Source organism: Streptomyces sp. NPDC046860 (assembly GCF_040645115.1).
GTDB lineage: Bacteria > Actinomycetota > Actinomycetes > Streptomycetales > Streptomycetaceae > Streptomyces.
Genome location: NZ_JBEYXQ010000003.1, coordinates 128,364 through 150,296, shown reverse-complemented (window position 1 = coordinate 150,296; position 21,933 = coordinate 128,364). Strand labels below are relative to the sequence as shown.

At 73.4% G+C, this 21,933-nt stretch carries 18 protein-coding genes; 7 read left to right on the top strand and 11 right to left on the bottom strand.

Annotated features, from left to right (window positions below):
* The first annotated feature begins 98 nt into the window (after positions 1-98).
* The gene (locus ABZ898_RS06380; protein WP_361653403.1) at positions 99-1,031 is read left to right on the top strand and encodes a LysR family transcriptional regulator; all 933 of its coding nucleotides are present in this window, start codon (positions 99-101) and stop codon (positions 1,029-1,031) included.
* Positions 1,032-1,121: 90 nt separating this feature from the next.
* Positions 1,122-2,543, top strand: a complete 1,422-nt coding sequence (locus ABZ898_RS06375) for an amino acid permease (protein WP_361653401.1) — start codon at positions 1,122-1,124, stop codon at positions 2,541-2,543.
* Here the strand turns inward: ABZ898_RS06375 and ABZ898_RS06370 are convergent, their stop codons facing one another.
* Entirely contained in the window at positions 2,544-3,647 is a 1,104-nt protein-coding gene (locus ABZ898_RS06370; protein ID WP_361653399.1) for a CapA family protein, read from the bottom strand. It lies immediately after the preceding gene.
* A 214-nt stretch (positions 3,648-3,861) separates the two neighbouring features.
* On the opposite strand from ABZ898_RS06370, the gene ABZ898_RS06365 reads away from it, so the two are divergent.
* The 3 genes from ABZ898_RS06365 to ABZ898_RS06355 all read left to right on the top strand — a co-directional run bounded on the left by ABZ898_RS06365 (position 3,862) and on the right by ABZ898_RS06355 (position 5,897).
* A complete protein-coding gene (locus tag ABZ898_RS06365; RefSeq protein ID WP_361653397.1) occupies positions 3,862-4,407 on the top strand; it encodes a sigma-70 family RNA polymerase sigma factor in 546 nt (181 codons plus the stop codon).
* A gap of 136 nt (positions 4,408-4,543) precedes the next feature.
* Positions 4,544-5,059, top strand: coding sequence for a hypothetical protein (locus tag ABZ898_RS06360; RefSeq protein WP_361653396.1), 516 nt, complete (start codon positions 4,544-4,546; stop codon positions 5,057-5,059).
* A 184-nt stretch (positions 5,060-5,243) separates the two neighbouring features.
* Positions 5,244-5,897, top strand: a complete 654-nt coding sequence (locus ABZ898_RS06355; RefSeq protein ID WP_361653394.1) for a zf-HC2 domain-containing protein — start codon at positions 5,244-5,246, stop codon at positions 5,895-5,897.
* Positions 5,898-5,939: 42 nt separating this feature from the next.
* Here the strand turns inward: ABZ898_RS06355 and ABZ898_RS06350 are convergent, their stop codons facing one another.
* Positions 5,940-6,803 carry a DNA-formamidopyrimidine glycosylase family protein gene (locus tag ABZ898_RS06350; protein ID WP_361653392.1) on the bottom strand — a complete coding sequence of 288 codons (864 nt, stop codon included), beginning with the start codon at positions 6,801-6,803 and terminating at the stop codon, positions 5,940-5,942.
* A 67-nt stretch (positions 6,804-6,870) separates the two neighbouring features.
* Positions 6,871-8,946 carry a SpoIIE family protein phosphatase gene (locus ABZ898_RS06345; protein WP_361653390.1) on the bottom strand — a complete coding sequence of 692 codons (2,076 nt, stop codon included), beginning with the start codon at positions 8,944-8,946 and terminating at the stop codon, positions 6,871-6,873.
* A gap of 179 nt (positions 8,947-9,125) precedes the next feature.
* Between ABZ898_RS06345 and ABZ898_RS06340 the strand changes: the two genes are divergently transcribed.
* Together ABZ898_RS06340 and ABZ898_RS06335 are read left to right on the top strand one after the other, a co-directional pair.
* Positions 9,126-10,538 (top strand): lipase maturation factor family protein, encoded by a 1,413-nt coding sequence (locus ABZ898_RS06340; protein ID WP_361653388.1) that lies wholly within the window; start codon positions 9,126-9,128, stop codon positions 10,536-10,538.
* Between the two features lie 93 nt (positions 10,539-10,631).
* Positions 10,632-11,984, top strand: a complete 1,353-nt coding sequence (locus ABZ898_RS06335; protein WP_361653386.1) for an amidase family protein — start codon at positions 10,632-10,634, stop codon at positions 11,982-11,984.
* A 24-nt stretch (positions 11,985-12,008) separates the two neighbouring features.
* Here the strand turns inward: ABZ898_RS06335 and ABZ898_RS06330 are convergent, their stop codons facing one another.
* From ABZ898_RS06330 to ABZ898_RS06295, 8 genes are all read right to left on the bottom strand, one after another.
* Positions 12,009-12,491, bottom strand: coding sequence for a GNAT family N-acetyltransferase (locus ABZ898_RS06330; RefSeq protein ID WP_361653384.1), 483 nt, complete (start codon positions 12,489-12,491; stop codon positions 12,009-12,011).
* A 54-nt stretch (positions 12,492-12,545) separates the two neighbouring features.
* The gene (locus ABZ898_RS06325) at positions 12,546-12,719 is read right to left on the bottom strand and encodes a hypothetical protein (RefSeq protein WP_361653382.1); all 174 of its coding nucleotides are present in this window, start codon (positions 12,717-12,719) and stop codon (positions 12,546-12,548) included.
* Positions 12,720-13,017: 298 nt separating this feature from the next.
* Positions 13,018-14,511 (bottom strand): SDR family NAD(P)-dependent oxidoreductase, encoded by a 1,494-nt coding sequence (locus tag ABZ898_RS06320; RefSeq protein ID WP_361653380.1) that lies wholly within the window; start codon positions 14,509-14,511, stop codon positions 13,018-13,020.
* Positions 14,512-14,648: 137 nt separating this feature from the next.
* On the bottom strand, positions 14,649-15,980 hold the full coding sequence (locus ABZ898_RS06315; protein WP_361653378.1) for a wax ester/triacylglycerol synthase family O-acyltransferase: 1,332 nt from the start codon (positions 15,978-15,980) through the stop codon (positions 14,649-14,651).
* A 166-nt stretch (positions 15,981-16,146) separates the two neighbouring features.
* Positions 16,147-18,465, bottom strand: a complete 2,319-nt coding sequence (locus ABZ898_RS06310) for a GH92 family glycosyl hydrolase (RefSeq protein ID WP_361653376.1) — start codon at positions 18,463-18,465, stop codon at positions 16,147-16,149.
* 123 nt (positions 18,466-18,588) lie between these two features.
* Positions 18,589-19,809: a glucose-1-phosphate adenylyltransferase gene (gene glgC / locus ABZ898_RS06305; RefSeq protein ID WP_361653374.1), complete on the bottom strand. Its 1,221-nt coding sequence runs from the start codon at positions 19,807-19,809 to the stop codon at positions 18,589-18,591.
* 54 nt (positions 19,810-19,863) lie between these two features.
* Complete coding sequence (glgA, locus tag ABZ898_RS06300; RefSeq protein ID WP_361653372.1) at positions 19,864-21,015, bottom strand: glycogen synthase; 1,152 nt, start codon at positions 21,013-21,015, stop codon at positions 19,864-19,866.
* Positions 21,016-21,055: 40 nt separating this feature from the next.
* A complete protein-coding gene (locus tag ABZ898_RS06295) occupies positions 21,056-21,796 on the bottom strand; it encodes a (2Fe-2S)-binding protein (protein WP_361653370.1) in 741 nt (246 codons plus the stop codon).
* Between the last annotated feature and the right edge of the window lie 137 nt (positions 21,797-21,933).

Below are 21,933 nucleotides of genomic sequence, written 5' to 3'. Positions count from 1 at the left end.
ACCTCCCGTTGACCGAGGCCATGAAATCGGCGGGACCGCCCTGGGATCAAACAACCGAAGCACCCCCTCTCACAACCGACGGTTGTACTCTGGCGGGCATGGACCTCAAGGCCGTACGCACCTTCGTCGCCGTGGCGGACGCGGGGCAGTTCCAGGAGGCGGCCGCCGTGCTCGCCATCACCCAGCAGGCCGTCTCCAAACGGATCGCGGCGCTGGAGCGGGACCTCGGGGTGCGGCTGTTCACCCGTGGCGCGCGGGGCGCCGAGCCGACCCTGGACGGGCGGGCGTTCCTGCCGCACGCGCGGGCGCTGCTGCTCGCCGAGGAGAGGGCCGCCGCGTCGGTCCGGCCGGGCCGGCGGGCGCTGCGGGTGGACGTGATCGGCCCCCGGGTCGCCCCGGCCGTCCTGCTGCGCGGCTTCCACGAGGCGCATCCGGGGGTGGAGCTTGAGGTGGTCACCCTGTTCGACGCGGACACGGCCGTCGCCGCCGTGCGGGCGGGCCGGGTGGACGCGACCTTCCGCGCGGTCGGCATGCCGGGCACAAGGCTGCCCGAGGGCCTGGCGAGCGCCCGGGTGCTGGACGAGCCCCTGCATCTGCTCACCGGTCCGGGACACGCGCTGGCCGAGGCCCCCTCGGTGACCCCTGCCGAGCTGGCCGGGCACCGGATCTGGATGCCGAGCATCGTGGAGGGCGTCGAGTGGGGCGCGTACTACGCCTCGCTGGCGGCGGAGTTCGGGCTCACCATCGACTCGGCCGGCCCCAACTTCGGCAGCGCGGCGATGCTGGACCGGATCGCCGGGTCACCGGAGCTGGCGACCTTCATGGGTGAGCATCCCCGGCTCGCCGGGCCGGCCGGGCACGGTCTGCGGCGGATTCCGGTCACCGGTCCGACACCGGTCTATCCGCACTCCCTGATCTGGGACGGGGCCAACGCCCACCCGGCCCTGGCCGCCCTGCGCGCGCATCTGACCGGCACTTCGGCGGGCCCGCGCGCCCCGGGCACCTGGGTGCCGGACTGGGCCGTGACCTGAGCCGCCGTGCGTGGCGCCTTCCGAAGAGGCCGCGGCTGAGCCATCATGATCCGCCGTCAGCCGTTTGCCGTCGGGGAAGAGGTGAGGCGTGTGGCCAAGATCCGTTCGGGTGAGGGAATTCTCCGTCGCAAACCCATCGAACACATCGAGGAGACCGAGGCGGGCGAGGGCGGTCTGGACCGCTCGCTCGGCCTGTGGCAGCTCACCGCGATCGGGGTGGGCGGCATCATCGGCGCGGGCATCTTCACGCTCGCGGGCACCGTCGCCAACGGCAAGGCCGGGCCCGCGGTGCTGGTGTCGTTCCTGATCGCCGGTGTGGCGAGCGCCTGCGCGGCGCTGTCGTACGCCGAGTTCGCGGGGATGATCCCGAAGGCCGGCTCGGCGTACACCTACGGGTACGCGGTGCTGGGCGAGTTCGTGGGCTGGTTCATCGGCTGGGACCTGCTGCTGGAGTACACCGCGATCGTGGCGGTGGTCGCCATCGGCATCTCCGGCTACTTCAGCTTCCTGGTCGAGGAGATGGGCGCGGACCTCCCCTCGTGGATGCTGGGCGCACCCGGCACCGGATCGGGGCACCGGGTCGACCTGTTCGCGGCGATCCTGTGCCTGCTGATCGCCTGGCTGCTGAACCTGGGCATGAAGAGCGCGGCCCGGTTCGAGACGTTCGTGGTGGCGCTGAAGGTGCTGGTGGTGCTGCTGGTGATCGTCGTGGGCTTCTTCCACATCAACACCGCGAACTACCACCCCTTCTTCCCCTTCGGCATCAGCGGCGCCTTCACCGGCGCGGCCACGGTGTTCTTCGCGGTGTTCGGCTACGACGCGATGTCCACGGCGGCCGAGGAGTCCAAGGACGCCCAGCGGCACATGCCGAAGGCGATCATCTACTCGCTGATCATCTCGATGGTGCTGTACGTGCTGGCCTGTCTGGTGCTGACCGGCATGCAGAACTACAAGGACATCGACCCGGAGAGCGGGTTCTCCTCGGCCTTCAAGTCGGTGGGGCTGGGCGGTCTCGCCGACGTCATCGCGGTCGGGGCGATCATCGGCATCCTCACCGTGATGTTCACGTTCATGCTGGGCGTGACCCGCGTCTGGTTCTCCATGGCCCGCGACGGCCTGCTGCCGCGCTGGTTCGCCAAGACGCACCCCACCCGGCACGTGCCGACCAGGGTCACCTGGATCGTGGGGGTCGGGGCGGCCTGCATCGCCGGGTTCGTGCCGATCGGCGAGGCGGCCGAGCTGACCAACATCGGCATCCTGCTGGCGTTCGTGGTGGTGTGCGCGGCCGTGATCGTGCTGCGTTACCGGCAGCCGGACCTGCCGCGCGCCTTCCGCACCCCGCTGATGCCGTTCGTGCCGGCGCTCGGCGCGCTGTTCTCGCTCTGGCTCGTCACCTTCCTGGAATGGCAGACCTGGGTGCGGTTCGCCATCTGGTTCCTGCTCGGCTGCGTGATCTACTTCGGCTACTCCTACCGGCACTCGGCGATGGCCCGGCGGGCGCCCGCCGAGTGATCACTGGGCCATGGTGAGCCCGGCCTTCGTCGCGTTCCGGCTCAGTACGGTGTTCCGTACCCGGTCGCGGGTGGCGGCGAGGTCGGCGCCGGCCGCGATGGCCGAGCCCACGTCGACGGCGCGTCCGGCGTCGAGGTCGTACACCTGCGGCAGGAACTCGGCGCTGCGGACGTCCCAGCGGCCGCCCGGCTTCGCGGGCGGCGCGAAGGTGAAGCGGGCGAGGGTGGACTCGTTGCCGCGCCACTCCCCCGCGCCCGCGCCGCCCTCGGCGATCTGGTCGCCCATGCCGTAGACCACCCAGGTGCCGTTGACCTTCTCGTACGGCTGGGGGACGTGGGCGTGGGTGCCGAGGACGAGGTCGATGTCGGGGCGGCCGCTCGTCTTCGCGGCGGTGAGCTGCTTGGCCAGGGTGAGCTGCCCGGCGTCGGGGGCGTCCTGCCAGGCGGTGCCCCAGTTGACGGACAGCACGACCACGTCGGCCCCGGCCTTGCGGGCGGCCCGGGCGGCCTCGGCGATCCGGCCGGCGTCGGCCGGGTCGACCGCCCCGGACTGCCCGGTGGTGTCGTAGGAGTACGACAGATGGGCGACCTTCGCGGTGCCCGCGCGCAGCAGGGTGACGGTCCGGGCCTCGGTGTCGGTGCGCGAGGTGCCCGCGTGCCGCACGCCCGCCTGGTCGAGGGCGGCGAGGGTGCGGGTGACACCGGTTCCCTCGGCCTGCGGGGAGGCGGTGGAGCAACTGTCGAAGCCGGTCGCGGCGAGGCCCTGGGCGAGCTGGGGCAGGGAGGCGGCGACCGGGTCGCCGTCGGCGGCCTGGACCGGTTCGAGGTGACACAGCGCCAGGTCGGCGCCGGACACCGCCGGCCGGGCCCCCGCGAGCATGGGGCGGAAGTCGGGTCCGGCGCCGCCCGCGTCGAAGCCCGCCCGCTCGGCGGCGGACGCGGAGGGCTGGATGCCTCCGGCGGCGACGAGCGTGAAGCCCCGGCCGGTGCCCGGCGCGGGCTGCCCGGAGGCGCCGGGCTCGGCCCGGTCCTGGTTCTGGCAGGCGGCCACCGCCGCGAGCACGGCGGTCAGCACGAGGGCCACCGGATGCCTGCGTCCGATCATCAACTCACCCCAGAATTGTCGTATTGACAGACAAGCCCTGACGGGCATATGGGTATGAAGCTCGCCTCCCGCGCAAACAGTGCCTAGCCCATCCGGTGCTCTCCGCCCCCGGCGTGACCGCTCGTCCGACCGTTCACCGCGCCCTGGCGACCGTCCGTCGCACCGGCGTGCGCGCGGGGTGTCGCCGGGGCACGGCCTGCGCTGCCATACGGCCATGACGGCCGGAACCACTTCCCCAGGGACGACGACCGCCGAGCATGAACTCGCCGCGCTGCAGCGGGAGCACGGGCGGCCCCTCTTCGCGCTGCTGCTGCGGCTGAGCGACGGCGACCGGCAGCGCGCCGAGGATCTGGTGCAGGAGACGCTCGTACGGGCCTGGCAGCATCCCGAGGCGCTGCGCGCCGAGAACTTCGCCTCGGCCCGCCCCTGGCTGCTGACGGTGGCCCGGCGGCTCGCCATAGACGCCCGGCGGGCGCGGCGGGCCCGGCCTCCGGAGGTGGTGGACGAGGTGCCGGAGACCGCGCGCGTCACCGCCGACCACGCCGAGCGGGCCGCCGCCGCGCTCGATGTGCGCGAGGCTGTGAAGACCCTCACTCCGCACCACCGTGACGTGCTGGTACTCGTGTACTTCCGCGGGGCCAGCGTGGCGGAGGCCGCCGAGATCCTGGGCATTCCACCCGGTACCGTGAAGTCCCGCGCGTACTACGCGCTGCGCGCCCTGCGCCAGGTTCTCCCGGGATACGCGACCGACCTGCGATGAAACCGGGAGCCTGGTCAAGCCTCGGTAAAGCGCCTTGCCGTGACCCCCGTCGGAGTCATGAGCTGTCCTCATCCGTGTTCCGGGCGGGGGGCCGGGTTCGGGCGACTTTGCACGCACCGGAGGAAGGCAGGCAGGGATGCTCCACAGAGGCCACGAGAGCACGAGCGGCGCCGGCGGCGGTGAACTCACCGTCCCCATGGCCTGGTTCTACGCCGAGTACATCGCCGACGAGCTGCTGCGCACCGGCGATCTGATGCCACCGACGTCCTTCGAGTTCCGTGCGGGCCGGGACGCGCTGGCGCTCACCGTCTTCCTGTCCGACACCGAGGGCGAACTCTCCGGCGTGCGGGTCATCTCGCAGCTGGAGACCTGGCTGTCGCTGACGGCGTACGACCAGCCCTGGCGGGACTGGGTCGGCGGCCGGATGGCCGAACTCACCGCCGGGGCGGCCGTGTCCACCACCCCCGACCCCGATCTGGCCCTGGCGCGGGCCGCCTGGCGCTGGCTGGAGGAGACCGAGCTGCTCGCACCCGACCTGGACGCGGTGCCGGGCGGCGGGGCAGCCTTCGGCGAGGACGACGGGCCGAAGGTGTGGACCCCGGCGTGGCGGCTCGGCCTGCCCCTCGGACACCTGGCCATCCATCTGTTCTGATCCGGCCGCCGACGGCGAACCAGGCACTTTTTCCGGCCAGTTGGAACTCGGACCAATCCGGGGCCCCGGCCGCTCCGAATCCCCATCGGGTTTCTGCGCGCGGCTTGAGTCATTCGGACCTCCGGTGCGTACCAATGGGTGCACCGCGTAACCCCACCCGCACCCATAGGCACGAGGATTCGGCATGAGGTCCCTGGAAAGGCATCGCGCCGTCGGCGCGTACACGCTCGGCGTGCTGGACGAGGCGGAGTCCTTCCGCTTCGAGGACCACCTCGCCGAGTGCCCCCGGTGCGCGACCGACGTGGCCGAATTCGGCCCCACCGCACGGCAGTTGATGCTGTACCGGCAGGCCACGCCCGCCTTCGTCCCCGCGCTCGCCCAGCCCGGCCCGCGGCTGCTGGACCGGCTGCTCGGCGAGATCACCGTACGCCATCGGGCCCGGCGCCGCCGGATGCTGTACGGGCTCGCGGCCTCGGTGGTGCTGGCGGTGGCCGGGCCCTCGGTGATGGCCTTCGCCGGGCACGGGGAGCCCGCGGCCCATGTCACGGCCGCCACCGATCCGGGCACCGGGGTGTGGGCCAGGGTCACCACCGAGGGTGAGCGGTGGGGCAGCGGACTGCGCCTGGAGGTGCGGGACAGCACCGGGCCGCGCTCCTGCCGGCTGATCGTGATCGGCCGGGACGGCTCGGAGCAGGTGGCGGGCGGCTGGAGCGTCGGGGCGCACGACGAGGGCACCACCTCGACCACGGCGGGCTCCTCGCTCAGCCCGGACGACATCGACCACTACGAGGTGCGCACGGCCGAGGGCCGGCGGCTGGTGACCCTTCCGGCGCACTGACCCTGCCCGCGCACTGACCGGGCCGGGCCGGGCGGGGCGCGCTCACTTCAGCAGGCGGGAGAGCCTGCGGTCGGCGAGCGGCTTGCCGCCGGTCTGGCAGGTGGGGCAGTACTGGAGCGAGGAGTCGCTGAAGGAGACCTCGCGGATGGTGTCCCCGCACACCGGGCACGGTTCGCCGGTGCGGCCGTGGACGCGCAGCCCGCTCTTCTTCTCCGCCTTCAGCCGTCCCGCCGCGATCCCCCTCGACCTCTCGACCGCCTCGGTGAGGGTGGTGCGCAGCGCGGTGTACAGACGGCCGGTCTCCTCGGCGGTGAGGGAGGCGGCGAGTTTGAACGGGGACATCTTCGCGGCGTGCAGGATCTCGTCGCTGTAGGCGTTCCCCACCCCGGCGATCAGCGACTGGTCGCGCAGCGCGCCCTTGAGCTGCCGCCGCTCGGCGCCCATCAGGGCCGCGAAACGCTCCTCGTCGAAGTCGCCGGCGAGCGGATCGGGGCCCAGCCGGGCGATGCCCGGCACCTCGGCCGGGTCCCCCACGACGTACACCGCGAGCCGTTTCTGCGTGCCCGCCTCGGTCAGGTCGAAGCCGGCCCCGCCCTCCAGCGCCACCCGCAGCGCGAGGGGGCCCTTGCCGGGGCGGGGCGGAATGTCCGGCAGGGTGTCGCGCCAGTGCAGCCACCCCGCGCGGGCCAGGTGGGTGACGAGATGCGGGCCGCCGCCGGTCTCCAGGTCCAGGAACTTGCCGTACCGGCGTACGGCGGTGATCTCGGTGCCCTCCAGGGCGGTGACCGGGGGGTCGTAGGTCTTGAGCACGCTGATGGCGAGCGGCAGCACCCGGGTCACCCGGCGTCCGGCCAGGTGCTCGGTGAGGAAGTCCTTGAGCGCTTCTACCTCGGGCAGTTCCGGCATGTGTCCAGGGTGCCACCGGCGGGCGGAGGTGCCAGGCGGCGCTCAGCCGTCCGGGTCCGTACCGGTCTCAGCCGTCCGGGTCCGCCCGGAACTCGCACCAGACGGCCTTGCCGCCGCCGCGCGCCTCCACGCCCCAGGCGTCGGCCAGCATGTCCACCAGGAGCAGTCCGCGCCCGGAGACGCCGTCGTCGCGCGGTTCGCGGCGGCGGGGCAGGGCGCTGGAGGAGTCCTCCACCTCGACGCGCAGACGCCGGGTGCCGCCGGAGAGCAGACGCAGGGTGACGGTCGCCGAGCCCTCGGTGTGCATCAGCGCGTTGGTGATCAGCTCGTCGGCGACGAGTTCGACCTCGTCGGCCCGGTCACCGGCGCCCCACGCCCGCACCTCGGCGCCGATGAGGTGCCGGGCGCGGGTGAGGGCGTCGGGGTCGCCGGGGGCGACGTGCTGCCGGAGCCGGCCGTGCGCCCGCGGCTCCTCGGGCTCCCGTCGGCGCAGCAGGAGCAGCGCGACGTCGTCCTCGCCGCCGCGCTCCTCGGCCATGGTGATCAGGCGTGCGGCGAGTTCGCGCACGTCGTCCGGGCCTTCGGCGAAGACCTGCGCGAGCTCCCGCATGCCGTCGTCCAGGTCGGCGCCGGGCCGCTCGACCAGGCCGTCGGTGCACAGCAGGAGGGTGTGTCCGGGGTCCAGCTCCAGGGTGGCGACGGGGTACTCCAGCCGGCCGAACTCGGCGGAGAGGCCGAGCGGCAGCCCGCCCTCCACGGCGAGGCGACGGGTGACGCCCCGGGTGTCGCGGACCAGCGGGTCGAGGTGCCCGGCGCGGACGAACTGGACGACTCCGGTGGTCAGGTCGGCCTGGGCGTACAGGCAGGTGGCGAAGCGGTCGGTGTCCAGTTCGTCGAGGAAGACGGAGGCGCGGGCCATGACGGTGGCCGGGTTGTGCCCCTCGGCGGCGTAGGCGCGCAGCACGATCCGCAACTGGCCCATGACGGCCGCCGCGTGGGTGTCGTGGCCCTGCACGTCCCCGATGACGGCGCCGACCCGCCCGCCGGGCAGCGGGATCAGGTCGTACCAGTCGCCGCCGATGTCCCGGCCGAGGGCGGCGGCGCGGTAGCGCACGGCCACGTCGGCGCCCCGGACGCTGGGGATGGTGCGGGGCAGCATCGCCTGCTGGAGGCCCTGGGCGAGGTCCTTCTCCTGCTCGTAGAGCATGGCGCGCTGCAGGCTCTGCGCGATGCTGCTGCCGAGGGCGACCAGGACGGCGCGCTCCTCGGCGGAGAAGCCGCGCCGGTCGTTGTAGAGCAGCCCCATGGCGCCGAGCGGGCGGGCCTGGGCGATCAGCGGGAGGTAGGCGGCGGAGGTGATGCGCAGCTCGGTGATGTGCGGCCAGAGGATCGGGTACCGCCGCGCGAACTCCTCGGGCGACTCGATGAAGTGGGGGACGAGCGTGCGGACGACCTCGCTCATCGGGTAGGGCTCGTCGATCCGGGTGACGCGGGTGCCGGGCACGAAGCTCTCGGCCGGGCCCTCGGCGACCAGCCGGATGCGGCCGGCCTCCACCAGGCCGATGACGACGCTGGCCGCGCCGAGGTGGCGGATTCCGTGGGTGTCCTTGAGGACGTCGATGACGTCCTGGACGCTGCGCGCGTGGGCGAGGGCCGCGGAGATGGCCTCCACGACGCTGGTCTGCTGGCGGAACGCCTCCTCGCGGGCGGTGCGCGGGGCGCGGGCGGGGCTGTCGGCCAGTTCCCGGGTGGCGTCCCGGACGAGCCCGACGACCCGGCGCGGGCGGCCGGTGCCGTCGCGGCGGATGGCGCCCTGGCTGTGGGCCCAGCGGACGGAGCCGTCGCGGCGGCGGACGCGGAAGTAGGCGCCGTAGGTCTCGCTGCCGTCCTTGATGGCCCGGGCGACCGCCGCGTCCACCCGGGAGGCGTCCGGCGGGGGCACCCGCAGGGCCAGGGTCTCGACCCTGCCGTCGTACTCCTCGGGGAGCAGGTCGAAGATCTCGTGGGCCCGCGCGTCCATGTGGAACAGGCCCGCGTCCAGGTCCCAGTCGAAGCTGCCCATGTGGTTGAGCGCCAGGATCGTGTCCGGGGCGGCGGGCCGGTCCTCCGGGAGTGACAGGGCACTCGCTCCCCGATCAGCCATGGGGCCACCTTGCCAGCAAATGTCCGAATCTTCGAGTGGGGCGTGGCAGGGTGTGGCCGCGCGGGCCGGCAGGGGTTACGCGGGCCGGGCGGCGCGGTACACGGCAGTGACGGGCGGGCGCGACGGGCGGGGAACGGCCCCTGCCGGGCGGTCGCCGCAGAGGCAGGAGCGCGAGCGCGATGGAGTGGTTCACCGCCCCCGACTACTGGCTGAGCCGTCTGGTGTTCCAGCGCGGGCTGGCCGCGGTCTACCTGGTGGCCTTCCTGGCGGCGGCGCGCCAGTTCCGGCCGCTGCTGGGCGAGCGCGGGATGCTGCCGGTGCCGCGCTACACCGCCCGGGTGCCGTTCAGACAGTCGCCGAGCCTGTTCCACGCGTACTACTCGGACCGTTTCTTCGCCGGGTGCGCCTGGGCGGGGTGCGCGGTGTCGGCGGCGCTGCTGGCGGGCGCGGATTCGCTGCTGCCGCTGTGGGCCTCGGTGGTGCTGTGGCTGGTGCCGTGGGCGCTGTACCTGTCGGTCGTCAACGTGGGGCAGACCTGGTACGCCTTCGGCTGGGAGACGCTGCTGCTGGAGGTGGGGTTCCTGGCGGCGTTCCTCGGCAACGAGAAGGTGGCGCCGCCCGTGGTGGTGCTGTTCCTGCTGCGCTGGGTGCTGTTCCGGGTGGAGTTCGGCGCGGGGCTGATCAAGCTGCGCGGGGACGCGTGCTGGCGGAAGCTGACCTGTCTGGACTACCACCATGAGACGCAGCCGATGCCGGGCCCGCTGAGCTGGTTCTTCCACCACCTGCCCCGGCCCCTGCACCGGGTGGAGACGGCCGCCAATCATGTGACCCAACTCGTCGTGCCCGTGCTGCTGTTCACCCCGCAGCCGATCGCGTCGGCGGCCGCCGCGCTGATGATCGTGACCCAGCTCTGGCTGGTGCTGTCGGGGAACTTCTCCTGGCTGAACTGGATCACCGTCGTGCTCGCCCTGTCCGCGCTGCGGCTCCCGGCCGATCCGCCCGCGGTGCCCGCCGCGCCGCTCTGGTACGAGGTGCTGGTGCTCGCGGTCGGGGCGGTCCTGCTGGTGCTCGGCCGGCACCCGGTGCGGAACATGGTCTCCCGGCGCCAGGTGATGAACCGCTCCTTCGACCCGCTGCGCCTGGTGAACACCTACGGCGCCTTCGGCAGCGTCAGCCGGGTCCGCTACGAGGTGGTGATCGAGGGCACCGGCGACGAGCGGCCGCGTGCGGACGGTGACTGGCGGGAGTACGAGTTCCACGGCAAACCGGGTGATCCGCGCCGCTGGCCACGCCAGTTCGCGCCCTACCACCTGCGCCTGGACTGGCTGATGTGGTTCGCCGCGCTCTCCCCCGCGTACGCCGGGGACTGGTTCGGCAAGCTGGTGGAACGGCTGCTGGAGGACGACCGCGACACCCTGCGCCTGCTGCGCTCCTCCCCCTTCCCGCCCGGCGCCCCGCCCCGCTACATCCGCGCCCGCCTCTTCCGCTACCGCTTCACCACCTGGCGTGAACTGCGTCAGACGGGCGCCTGCTGGGAGCGGACCTACGTACGCGACTTCCTGCGGCCGACCCGGCTCGGCACCACCCCGTGAGCGGTGCCGGGCACCCTCTCGACGCGGGACGCGCGAGCGGGCACAGTGCTGCCGTGCGCGCGGTCCGCGCGCCGGGAGCGAAGAGGAGTGCACGTGAGCAGCTGGGCCGGCCGTACGGCCGCCGGGATCGCCGCCGCCGTCCGTGAGAAGCGGGTCACCCCGCGGGAGGTGGTGGCGGAGCATCTCGCGCGGATCGCGGAACTGGACGGGCGGGTCGGCGCGTTCCGTACCGTGCGCGACGCGGCGGCCCTGGCGGAGGCGGACGAGGTCGGCGCCCGTCCCGATCTGGCCGGACTCCCGCTGGCGGGCGTGCCGGTGGCGGTGAAGGACAACCTCGGCGTGCGCGGCGAGTCCACCCGCAACGGCTCGGCCGCGACGCCGGACACCCCGGCCGCCGAGGACCATGAGACCGTGGCCCGGCTCCGCGCGGCGGGCGCGGTGGTCGTGGGTCTGACGAACGTGCCCGAGCTGTGCGTGTTCGGCACCACCGAGGGCGTGTACGGCACGGCCCGCAGCCCCTGGGACCTGACCCGCACGGCGGGCGGCTCGTCCGGGGGCAGCGCGGCGGCGGTCGCGGCGGGCATGGTGCCGCTGGCGCTCGGCAACGACGGCATGGGCTCGCTGCGCATCCCTGCGGCGGCCTGCGGTCTGGTGACGGTGAAGCCGGGCCACGGTGTGGTCCCGGCGGGCATCGGGCACGGCGACTGGTTCGGCATGTCGGAGAACGGCCCGCTGGCCACCACGGTCGAGGACCTGCGGCTGATGCTGGGCGTCCTGGCGGACGGCGCGTACCCGGCGCCCGGGGAGCGGACACCGAGGCGGATCGCCGCGGCGGTGCGCAGCCCGCTGGCCGGGGTGAGCGTGAGCGAGCCGTTCCGCTCGGCGGTCCGGGAGGCGGCCGGGCTGCTGAACGGGGCCGGGCACACGGTACGGCGCGCGGAGCCGCCCTACCCGCTCGACCTGGGCCTGACCGCGCTGCGGCACTGGACGGCCGGTACCGCGGTGGACTCGGCCGGACTGGACCCGGCCCGGCTCGCCCGGCGCACCCGCACACACGCGGCCGCCGGCCGCCGCTTCGTCCGCTCGGTGCGCGCCGGCGACGCCCGGGACCGGCTGCGGGCCCGCCTGTTGCCGTTCTTCACCGAGTACGACGTGCTGCTCACCCCGGCGCTGGCCCGCCGCTCCCCCGCCGCCGCGCCCTGGCACGAGCGGAGCTGGCTCGCCAACGTGGCGGTGAACACGGCCAGTTCGCCCTTCACCCCGGTGTGGAACCTGACGGGCTGGCCCGCGATGTCGGTGCCCTTCGGCAGCCTCCCGGGCGGCGCGCCCGCGGCGGTGCAGCTGGTGGGCCGGCCGGGCACGGAGGCGGATCTGCTGGCGGTAGCCGAGGACTTGGAGCGGCTGCGCCCCTGGACGCGCACGGCCCCACCGGACCGGCTGCGCTGACGGGCTTTCGCGCGGGCGGGCGCGCTAGAGCGTCTTGTGCATGATGTGCAGTCCGACCCTGCCGTCGCGGGGGTGGTCGAAGGCGTCCGGGACGGTGCCGAGGACGCTGAAGCCGAGGGAGGTCCAGAGGCGGACGGCGGGGTTGGTCTCGACGACGGCGTTGAAGACCATCGCGCGGTATCCCCGGGCCTTGGCCTCGCCGAGGATGTGCTCGGCGAGCGCCCGGCCGACGCCGCGTCCGGCCCGGTCGGGGTCGACCATGAAGCCGGCGTTGGCCACCTGGGCGGCGGCGCCGCCGTAGTTCGGGGTGAGATAGGCGGTGCCGAGCAGGGCCCCGTCGGCGTCCTCGGCCACGTACACCCGTTTGGCGGGGCTCATCCAGAGGGCGCGGGCCGCTTCCTCGGGGGTGCCGGGGTCCCAGGTGTAGGTGTCACCGGCGGCGACGACGCGGTGCCAGACGGGCCAGATACGGGCCCAGTCCCCGGCCTCGGCTTCCCTGATCAGCATGGGCGTGAGTCTGTCACGCCCATGCGGGGCGGCTGTCGAGGGCTTACGGGAGGGTCAGTCCACGCTGGGCAGGATGTGGGGCTCGGCGAGGTCTTCCTCGTAGCCCGCGAGGCGGATCGGGGCGGAGCGAGCCCACACGTCCAGGCTGCCGAGTTCTCCGGGCCTGCGGCGGGAACGCTCCGTGCGTTCGTCGGGGCCCTGTTCGACGTTCGTCTTGTCCGGTGTCACCGCGCACTCCTTATGTGTCGGATCACCCTGGGGGGCGTCCCGGAGCTTCAGATTAACCAAATGAGCGGACCCACGCTCGATAGGGAATGCAAACAAGACGTAACTTCCGCCCGCCTCCCACCCCCTCAATCCCCCTCAATATGGGGCCGTTTACCGCAATGCGCATCCGCTGCGGGGGCCGCCGGTTCACCCACACGGCCCAGTCACTCGTCTGCCCCGTGGACGCCCCGTCAAGACGACGGCGCGGCACCGGACCGGGGTCCGGTGCCGCGCCGTCGTCCGCGCGGAGCTCCGGGTGTCACCACTTGCCGGGCGCGTAGTCCTTCATGAAGACGCCGTACAGGTCCTCGCCCTGCTCGCCGCGCACGATCGGGTCGTAGACGCGGGCCGCGCCGTCGACCAGGTCCAGCGGGGCGTGGAAGCCGGCCTCGGCCAGGCGCAGCTTGTCGTAGTGCGGGCGCTCGTCGGTGATCCAGCCGGTGTCGACCGAGGTCATCAGGATGCGGTCGGTGTCGAACATCTCCTGGCCGCTGGTCCGGGTCACCATGTTCATCGCGGCCTTGGCGGCGTTGGTGTTGGGGTGCCCCGCGCCCTTGTAGCCGCGGGCGAAGACGCCCTCCATCGCGGAGACGTTCACGATGTACGCGCGCCCCTTGCCGGCCTGCTTCGCGGCGGCGGCCATGGCCGGGCGGAGCTTGCTGATCAGGATGAACGGCGCCGTGTAGTTGCAGAGCTGGGTCTCCAGCAGCTCCACCGGGGAGATCTGCTCGATGGACTGCACCCAGGTGTTGGAGTCGACGACGTCGGGCAGCAGGCCGCCCGCGTCGATGGCGGTGCCGTCCAGGTGCCGGGCGACGCTGGCGTTGCCCGCGACCAGGGCCAGGTCGGCGACCTTCTGGGCCTCCAGGCCGCTGGTGCCGACGGGCAGCGCGGCCAGGCCGTCCACCGCGCCGGAGTTGAAGGCGCCGATGACGTGGTGGGCGGGCAGCTCACCGGCGGGCAGCGGCGCGCTCTCGCCGTCGACCAGGGCCGCGTAGGCCGAGGGCACCCGGCGTACGGTCTGCGTCGCGTTGTTGATGAGGATGTCGAGCGGGCCCGCCTCGCTCACCTGGTCCGCGAGGGCGACCGCCTGGGCCGGGTCGCGCAGGTCGATGCCGACGACCTCCAGGCGGTGCATCCAGTCCGCGGAGTCCTCCATCGCCTTGAAGCGGCGGATGGCGTCCTTGGGGAACCGGGTGGTGATCGTGGTGTGGGCGCCGTCGCGCAGCAGCCGGAGCGCGATGTACATGCCGATCTTGGCGCGGCCGCCGGTGAGCAGCGCGCGCTTGCCGGTGAGGTCGGCGCGGGCCTCGCGGCGGGTGCGGTTCTCGGCGGCGCAGTCCTGGCAGAGCTGGTGGTAGAAGTAGTCGACCTCGGTGTACCGCTGCTTGCAGACGTAGCAGGAGCGGGGGCGCTGGAGTATGCCCGCGATCCGGCCGGCCTCGATCTTGGAGGTGGGCAGGATGCCCTCGGTCTCGTCGTCGATGCGCTCGGCGGAGCCGGTGGCGGTGGCCTCGGTGACGGTGCGGTCGTGCGCGGTCTTGGCGGCCCGGCGCTCCTGGCGGCGGCGCTGCTTCACCGTGCGGTAGATGTGCGAGGTGGCCCGGCGGACCTGGATGGCGTCGGGGTGGTCGACGTCGATCCGGTCGAGCTCCTCCAGCACGCTGAGGCAGACGGCCAGGCGCTCCGGGTCGATGCCGGGGCCGTAAACCATCGCGTCCGTGGACGTCGCGCCGTCCTCTGTCACCGTCATCGCGCTGCCGCTTCCCTGATCACCCGCGCGGGGGCATGGGCGCGCCCGCTGTCGAACGGGGAATTTTACGGAGCGCCCGGCCCCTGGACCAAACCCGCTCAGGTGGCGGGCGGTCCGGGGGCCGGGAACGGACGGGGTCAGACCTCGCAGGCTGTGAGCAGCGTCTCCATCTCCTCGGTGAGCGCGCGGGCCAGCACGTCGAGGTCGGGCACCGCGCGGGCGTCCGCGACGAGCCCGTAGTGCACGCGCCCGCGGTAGGTGGAGATCGCCACGGCCAGCGACTGGCCGGGGGCGAGCGGGGCCAGCGGGAAGACCTCGGCCAGCTCGTGGCCGCCGAGCTTCAGCCCGATGCCGGGCAGCGGGACGCTGGTGACGAGGATGTCGAACCAGAGCCGCGCCGCCTGCCCCACCAGTGGTCCGCCGAGCCGGTGCCCGAGCGCCGGGACGTGGTCGGCGAGCAGGGCGACCGCGCCCGCGCCCCGGTCGGCGCCCGCGTCCTTGTTGCGGAGCATCGCCGTGCGCACGCTCTCCAGCCGGGCCAGCGGGTCGGGGTCGGCGACCGGGAGCCGCATCAGGTAGCCGGAGAGCCGGTTGCCCTGCGGCTGGGCGGTGCGCGGGCGGCGGCGGGAGACCGGGATGAGGGCCCGCGGGGCGACGCCCTCGCTGCCGTCGCCGCGCCCGTCCAGCCAGCGGCGCAGGGCGCCTGCGACCACGGCGATCAGTACGTCGTTGACGGTGCCGCCCGCGCTCTTGCGGACCCGGTGCACGTCGTCGATGTCGAGCACGGCCCCGGCGGTGCGGCGGGTGCCGCTGGGCGCCGAGGTGAGCGCGGGGGCGGGGCGCATGCCGAGGGTGGAGCGGGCGAGGGAGGCGCCGATGTCCAGGGCCCGGCCCATGTCGGAGACGGCACCCCGGAGCAGGCCGGGGACGCGTCCGGGCAGCGCGCGCACCTCGGAGAGCAGGTCGGGCCGCGGCACGGCGGGGCGCGGCCCGCGCTCGGGCAGGTCGACGGGGTCGAGCAGGGAGGCGGCCAGCTTCAGGGCGCGCAGGCCGTCGGCGAGGGCGTGGTGGAACTTGAACAGCACGGCGAAGGACACCCCGTCCGCGCCGGGCAGCACATGGGCCTCCCACGGCGGCCGGCCGCGCCGGAGGGAGCGCTGCATGAGCCGGCCCGCCATGCCGTGGAAGTCGTCGGTGGGGGCGTGCAGCCGTACGTGGTCCAGCGGGTCGAAGTCCGGTACGGGCTCGCGGACGGCGCCGCCGAAGGCGAGGGGCTGCCAGACGTCGCGGATGCGCATGCGCAGGCCGGGGACGGCGGCGGCGCGGGAGGCCAGCAGGTCGGCGGCGTGCGCGCCGGCGGTGGGCGAGTGCGTGGCGAAGACGCCGAGCGCGCCAAGGTGCATGGGGTGCCGGACGGACTCCATGTTCCAGAAGGCGAGGTCGAGAGGGGCGAGCAGATCGGAAGTCAAGGGAGTGCCTCGCGTCGTCGACGGGTGGGTCCGGGAGTGGGTCTGCTGTCTGTCCCCGAGTCAAGCCCCGAACCGCGATCACGGTCAAGTGCGATCACGTTACGCTCAGTTAACAGCAGATAAAGTCCCGCCCCGGAGAGAGGGCGGGACTCGGCAGACCCTGAGGTCACTTCAGTGCCGGGGGTGCCGCGTCGGGTGCCGTGCCCCACCCGGACGGGCGCGGGCCGACCGTGAACGCCAGTGTCCGCAGCGAGCGCAGTGCGGGGGTCGTCAGGTAGGTCCGCTCGTGCGCCCGGCGGTCGGTGCGGACGCTCTGGATGTACCGGTCGGCGGCCGAGGTGCCGGGGGCGGTGACGGTGAGGGCGCCCAGGGGCCAGTAGCGGCGGTCCAGGCTGAGGTCGACGCGGTCGAAGACGGGGGTGGACAGGCCCCAGGTGTCGTAGCCGGGCTGGACCGGGAAGACGCCGATGGAGGTCAGCACGTTCCAGGCGGACATGGTGCCGAGGTCGTCGTTGCCGGTCATGCCGGTGGGGGTGTCGGTGAACAGGGTCAGCGCGGCGTGCACCACGTCGGTGGTCTTCCAGGGCTGGCCGGTGGCGAGGTAGGTGTAGGGGGCGATCAGGTCGGGCTCGTTCTGCGGGTTGTACTTGTCGGCGTTGTAGTAGTCGTACGGGTCTCCGTGCACCCACACCTGGCGGGCGGTCAGCTCGGGGTCGGCGAGCAGTCTGTCGTAGGCGAAGAAGGTGTCCAGGCGCCGTTCGGCCGCGGCCCTGCCGCCGATCAGGCCGATCAGGCCGGGCAGGTCCTGGGGCACCAGCCACTGGTACTGCCAGGCGGTGCCCTCGTGGAAGCCGGTGCCCCGGGCCGGGTCGGCGGAGCCGGTGAAGGCGCCGGAGGCGTCGCGGGCGCGGAAGAAGCCGGTGGCGGGGTCGAAGAGGTTGCGGTAGTTCCGGGAGCGCGCGGCGAAGCGCGCGGCGTCGTCCCGGTGGCCGAGGGCGCGGGCCATCTGGGCGAGCATGGCGTCGGAGAGGGCGTACTCCAGGGTGGCGGAGGCGCCGAAGTGGTAGTCGGAGTCGCCGACCTTGGCGTAGGGGCGGCCCTTGATGTAGGGCGCCCAACCATGCGTCAGGTACTCGGTGTTGGCCTCGCGGCCGACGCCGGGGAAGGCGGTGGGCGGCACTCCGTCGGCGTTCTTCCGCAAGGCCCGGTAGGCCCGGTCCTCGAAGCCCTTCAGCAGGCCCATGTGGAAGGCGGTGGTGAGGAAGGGGGTCACCGGGTCGCCGGTCATGATGTTGGTCTCGACCGGGCCGTACCCCCACTTGGGCAGCCAGCCGCCGTCCTCGTCGACCCGGACCACCGAGCGTGCCATGTCGCGGGCCTCGCGCGGGGCGAGCAGGGCGAGGAGCTGGGCCTGGGTCCGGTAGGTGTCCCAGAGCGACCAGTTCTGGTAGTAGGTGAAGCCCCGCGCGCGGTGCGGCTTCTGGTCCCAGCCGAGGTAGCGGCCGTCGGCGTCGCCGCCGATGTTGGGCGCGAGGAACGAGCGGTAGAGCGAGGAGTAGAAGGTGCGGCGCAGCGCCGGGTCGCCGCCGCTCACGCGGACGGTGGAGAGCCGCTTCTCCCACGCCTCGCGGGCCCGCCGGCGCACGGTGTCGAAGGACGGGCCGCCCTCGGCGCGCAGGTTGGCGGCGGCGCCGCGCGCGTCGACGTACGACAGGGCGGTGGTCGCCTCCACCGTGCGGTCCTCGGTGGTGTCGAACCGGACGTACGCCCCGCCCGTCCCGGTCCGCGCCCCGGCCGTGACCGCGCCGGAGTCCCAGGCGCCGTAGGCGGTGAAGGGGCGGCTGAAGCGGGTGACGGTGTAGACGGTGTAGGGGCCGGTGTCCCGGCAGAAGCCGTGGCCGGAGATCTTGGTGCGTACGGTGCGGTCGTCGAGGATCTCCACCTCGGCGCCGCCCGGCTTGTGCAGCGACTGGGCGGCGTTGAGCAGGACGTTGGCCTTGTCCGTGGCCGGGAAGGTGTAGCGCTGCACGCCGGTGCGGGCGGTGGCGGTGAGTTCGGCGCGGATGCCGGTGCCGAGGCCGACCCGGTAGTAGCCGGGGCTCGCCTTCTCGTCGTCGTGGGAGAAGGCCGCGGCGTAGCGGGCGTTGTCGGTGGCGGTGATGTCGCCGGTGGTGGGCAGGACGGGCAGGTCGCCGCCGATCCGGCAGCCGACGCCGGAGACATGGAGCAGGGAGAAGCCGCGGATGTGGTCGTGGGTGTGGTCGTAGCCCGTTCTGTGCCCGGTGTCCGGGGAGAGCTGCACCATGCCGAACGGCACGGCGGCGCCGGGGAAGGTGTTGCCCTCGTTCTGGGTCCCGATGAACGGGTTGACCAGATCGGTGAGGTGGCCGTCGGACGGATCGGCCGCGCGGGCGGGGGTGACGGTCAGCGCGGACGCTGCCATCATCCCGGCCAGGCACAGCCGGGTGCGCCGGGTCCCTCTCATGTCGGATGACCTCCGCTGGTTCGACGTCGTTGCCTGCATCGTGCGGGGCGGACGGCGTGAACCGGGGCATCCGGGACGGTTCGGGGGCGGCGCGTCGCGGGCGCGTGCCCGGCCGGGGGCCGGTCAGGTGACGAGCTGGCCCTTGCCCAGGGCGATCACCCCGCCCCGGGAGACGGTGTACAGCTCGGCGTCGCGGTCGGGGTTGACGCCGATGGTCGCGCCGGGCGGCACCTCCACGTTCTTGTCCAGTACGGCGCCGCGCACCACCGCGCCCCGGCCGATCCGCACGTTGTCGTGCAGCACCGAGCCCTGGACGACCGCGCCGGGGTCGACCCGGACGCCCGGCGAGAGCACCGAGCGGGAGACCTGGCCCCGGATCAGGCAGCCGGCGCTGATGATGGACTCGCTGGCGATGCCGCCCGCGCTGAACCGGGCGGGCGAGAGCTGGCCCGAGTGGGTGTAGATGGGCCACTGCCGGTTGTACAGGTTGAAGGCGGGCCGCTCGGCTATCAGGTCCATGTGGGACTCGTAGTAGGCGTCGAGCGTGCCCACGTCCCGCCAGTAGCCCTGGTCGCGGGTGGTCTCGCCGGGGACGTGGTTGTCCTGGAAGTCGTAGAGCTGGGCCTCGCCGCGGCCGGTGAGCTGGGGCAGGATCGAGCCGCCCATGTCGTGGGCCGACTGCTCGTCCTCCGCGTCCCGCTGGAGTGCCTCGACCAGGACCTTGGTGCTGAAGATGTAGTTGCCCATGGAGGCGAAGACGCTGGCCGGGTCGTCGCGCAGGCCGGGCGGATCGGCGGGCTTCTCCAGGAAGCGCTGCACCGTGTGTCCGTCCGAGCCCGGGGTGATCACGCCGAAGGACGCGGACTCCGAGCGCGGCACCCGGATTCCGGCGACGGTGACGCCCGCGCCGCCCTCGATGTGCCGGCGCAGCATCTGGCGGGGGTCCATGCGGTACACGTGATCGGCACCGAACACCGCGACGTACTCGGGCTGTTCGTCGTGGACCAGGTTGAGCGACTGCAGGATGGCGTCGGCGCTGCCGAGGTACCAGCGCGGGCCCAGGCGCTGCTGGGCGGGCACCGGTGTGACGTAGTTGCCGAGCAGGCTGGACATCCGCCAGGTGGTGGTGACGTGCCGGTCCAGCGAGTGGGACTTGTACTGGGTGAGCACGCAGATGCGCAGCACGTCGGCGTTGACCAGGTTGGACAGGACGAAGTCGACCAGCCGGTAGGTGCCGCCGAACGTGACGGCGGGTTTGGCCCGGTCCGTGGTGAGCGGCATCAGCCGCTTGCCCTCACCGCCGGCCAGCACGATCCCGAGAACCGAAGGACCTCCTCGGCGCATGGCGCCTCCCCTCACCCTTGGTTGAACCCCATGGCTGCCCTGGCACTCGCCCGGCTAAGCCTGCTTGCGGATCTCCTCGTACAGTCCCGCGGTGCGCCGGGCCACCGCGTCCCAGCCGAACTCCCCCACCGCGCGCACCCGTCCGGCCTCGCCCATCCGCCGGGCGGCGGCCGGGTCGGCGAGCACGGTGTCCAGCGCGCGGGCGAGGTTCGTCTCGAAGCCGTCGCCGGTGTCGACGAGGAGTCCGGTGCGGCCGTCGTCGACGACCTCCGGGATGCCGCCCACGCGGGAGGCGACGACCGGGGTGCCGCAGGCCATGGCCTCCAGGTTGACGATGCCGAGCGGCTCGTAGACCGAGGGGCAGACGAACACCGCCGCGTGCGTGAGGAGTTGGACGACCTCGGTGCGCGGCAGCATCTGCGGTATCCAGAACACGTCCGAGCGGACGGCGCTCAGTTCGCGGAAGCGGTCCCGGAACTCCCGGTCGATCTCGGGGGTGTCGGGGGCCCCGGCGCAGAGGACCACCTGGACGCCGGGGTCGATGTCCCTGACCGCGCGCAGCAGTTGGGGCACGCCCTTCTGGCGTGTGATCCGTCCGACGAACAGCACGTAGGGCCGCTCCGGGTCGATGCCGTGCCTGCGCAGGGCGTCGGTTCCGGTGTCCGGGCGGTACAGGCGGGTGTCGATGCCGTTGTGCACGACGTGCACCCGGTCCGGGTCGAGCGCCGGGTAGCAGGCGAGGATGTCGTCGCGCATGGCGCCGGACACGGCGATCACGGCGTCCGCCGACTCGATCGCGGTGCGCTCGGCCCAGCTCGACAGGGCGTATCCGCCGCCCAGTTGCTCGGCCTTCCAGGGGCGCAGCGGCTCCAGCGAGTGCGCGGTCGCCACGTGCGGGATGCCGTACAGCAGCTTGGCGAGGTGGCCGGCGAGACCCGCGTACCAGGTGTGGGAGTGCACGAGGTCGCTGCCCTGGAGGGCGGCGGCCATGGAGAGGTCCACGGAGAAGGTGCGCAGGGCGTCGTTGGAGCCGTCGAGGACGGGCCAGGGGCGGTGCCGCGCGACCCCGACACCTCGGCCCTCGCCCCAGCAGTGCACCTCCAGGTCCACCAGCCCGGCCAGCTCGCGGGCCAGGAACTCCACATGGACGCCGGCACCGCCGTACACGTCCGGGGGGAACTCACGTGTCAGCAGTCCCACTCGCACCCGAAAACCCCCTGGACTCGGCGGCAGGTCCTCTTCATGGTCACTCAGAAGCGGCGCGCGGGGAAGAGCCCGGGGGGCGGGTGAAGCAGCAGTCCCCGCAGACTCCGCCGCCGGGGACCCGGTAGTACAGGCAGCAGCTGCGGCGGCGGAACCTCGTGCCCGAACGGGCACCGGTGCCGCTCAACAGGGGGTGTGCGAAGAGGGAGTCGGTGAGCGCGGCCGCCCTTTCGGCCACGTCCGCGCGGGCGTTGCCGCGCGCCCAGTGGTCGAGCTGGCGGGCGGCGCCCGCGAGCGCGGACGCGGCGTTGCCCCGCAGCAGGCCGGGCGCGACCCCGTAGCGGCGGGTCAGGGCCTGGCCCAGGGGCTGGAGATGACTGTGCAGGACGGTGTCGGCGAGGGTGTCCGCGTCGCCGGGCAGCGGGCGGACCTCGGCCAGCCACAGGTCGTCGGGGGCGGTGGCGGCGGCGTCCCAGCGCAGCAGGCGCGGGGCGAGATCGGGCACCCGGCCGTACAGCGCGGCGCAGCCGAGCGCGGCCGACCAGAGACGGGCGGCGAGCCCCTGCTGGGCCAGGGAGGCGCAGACACGGGGCTCGCGCACGCGCAGCCGGTCCGCGACGACCCCGATCCTGTCCGCGAGGGCGTCGGTCTGAACGCCTGTCAGCTCTCCCGCGTATGTCCGGTCGAGAGGAGGTGCCGTCGGGCCCGCGGGGCCGACGCCGGTGCGCAGCACGAAGAAGCCGCCGAGCGGGCGCAACGCGGTCAGGCCGGGGTCGAGTTCCACGGTCGCCACTTGTATCAGGCCCCGGGTGCGCGGGCGCGGTCACCCGCCTTGGGGATGACCGGTGCGCCGTCGTACTCCATCGGCAGTAGGACGCATCGGGTGCTCAGGGACGACGACTGACCGGGCGTGAGCGGGCA

Bases quoted from the DNA above. Each gene is read 5' to 3' on its own strand.
- ABZ898_RS06380 (WP_361653403.1), top strand. From the start codon at position 99: ATGGACCTCAAGGCCGTACGCACCTTCGTCGCCGTGGCGGACGCGGGG.
- ABZ898_RS06370 (WP_361653399.1), bottom strand. From the start codon at position 3,647: ATGATCGGACGCAGGCATCCGGTGGCCCTCGTGCTGACCGCCGTGCTC.
- ABZ898_RS06365 (WP_361653397.1), top strand. From the start codon at position 3,862: ATGACGGCCGGAACCACTTCCCCAGGGACGACGACCGCCGAGCATGAA.
- ABZ898_RS06360 (WP_361653396.1), top strand. From the start codon at position 4,544: ATGCTCCACAGAGGCCACGAGAGCACGAGCGGCGCCGGCGGCGGTGAA.
- ABZ898_RS06355 (WP_361653394.1), top strand. From the start codon at position 5,244: ATGAGGTCCCTGGAAAGGCATCGCGCCGTCGGCGCGTACACGCTCGGC.
- ABZ898_RS06350 (WP_361653392.1), bottom strand. From the start codon at position 6,803: ATGCCGGAACTGCCCGAGGTAGAAGCGCTCAAGGACTTCCTCACCGAG.
- ABZ898_RS06345 (WP_361653390.1), bottom strand. From the start codon at position 8,946: ATGGCTGATCGGGGAGCGAGTGCCCTGTCACTCCCGGAGGACCGGCCC.
- ABZ898_RS06340 (WP_361653388.1), top strand. From the start codon at position 9,126: ATGGAGTGGTTCACCGCCCCCGACTACTGGCTGAGCCGTCTGGTGTTC.
- ABZ898_RS06330 (WP_361653384.1), bottom strand. From the start codon at position 12,491: ATGCTGATCAGGGAAGCCGAGGCCGGGGACTGGGCCCGTATCTGGCCC.
- ABZ898_RS06320 (WP_361653380.1), bottom strand. From the start codon at position 14,511: ATGACGGTGACAGAGGACGGCGCGACGTCCACGGACGCGATGGTTTAC.
- ABZ898_RS06310 (WP_361653376.1), bottom strand. From the start codon at position 18,465: ATGAGAGGGACCCGGCGCACCCGGCTGTGCCTGGCCGGGATGATGGCA.
- glgC (WP_361653374.1), bottom strand. From the start codon at position 19,809: ATGCGCCGAGGAGGTCCTTCGGTTCTCGGGATCGTGCTGGCCGGCGGT.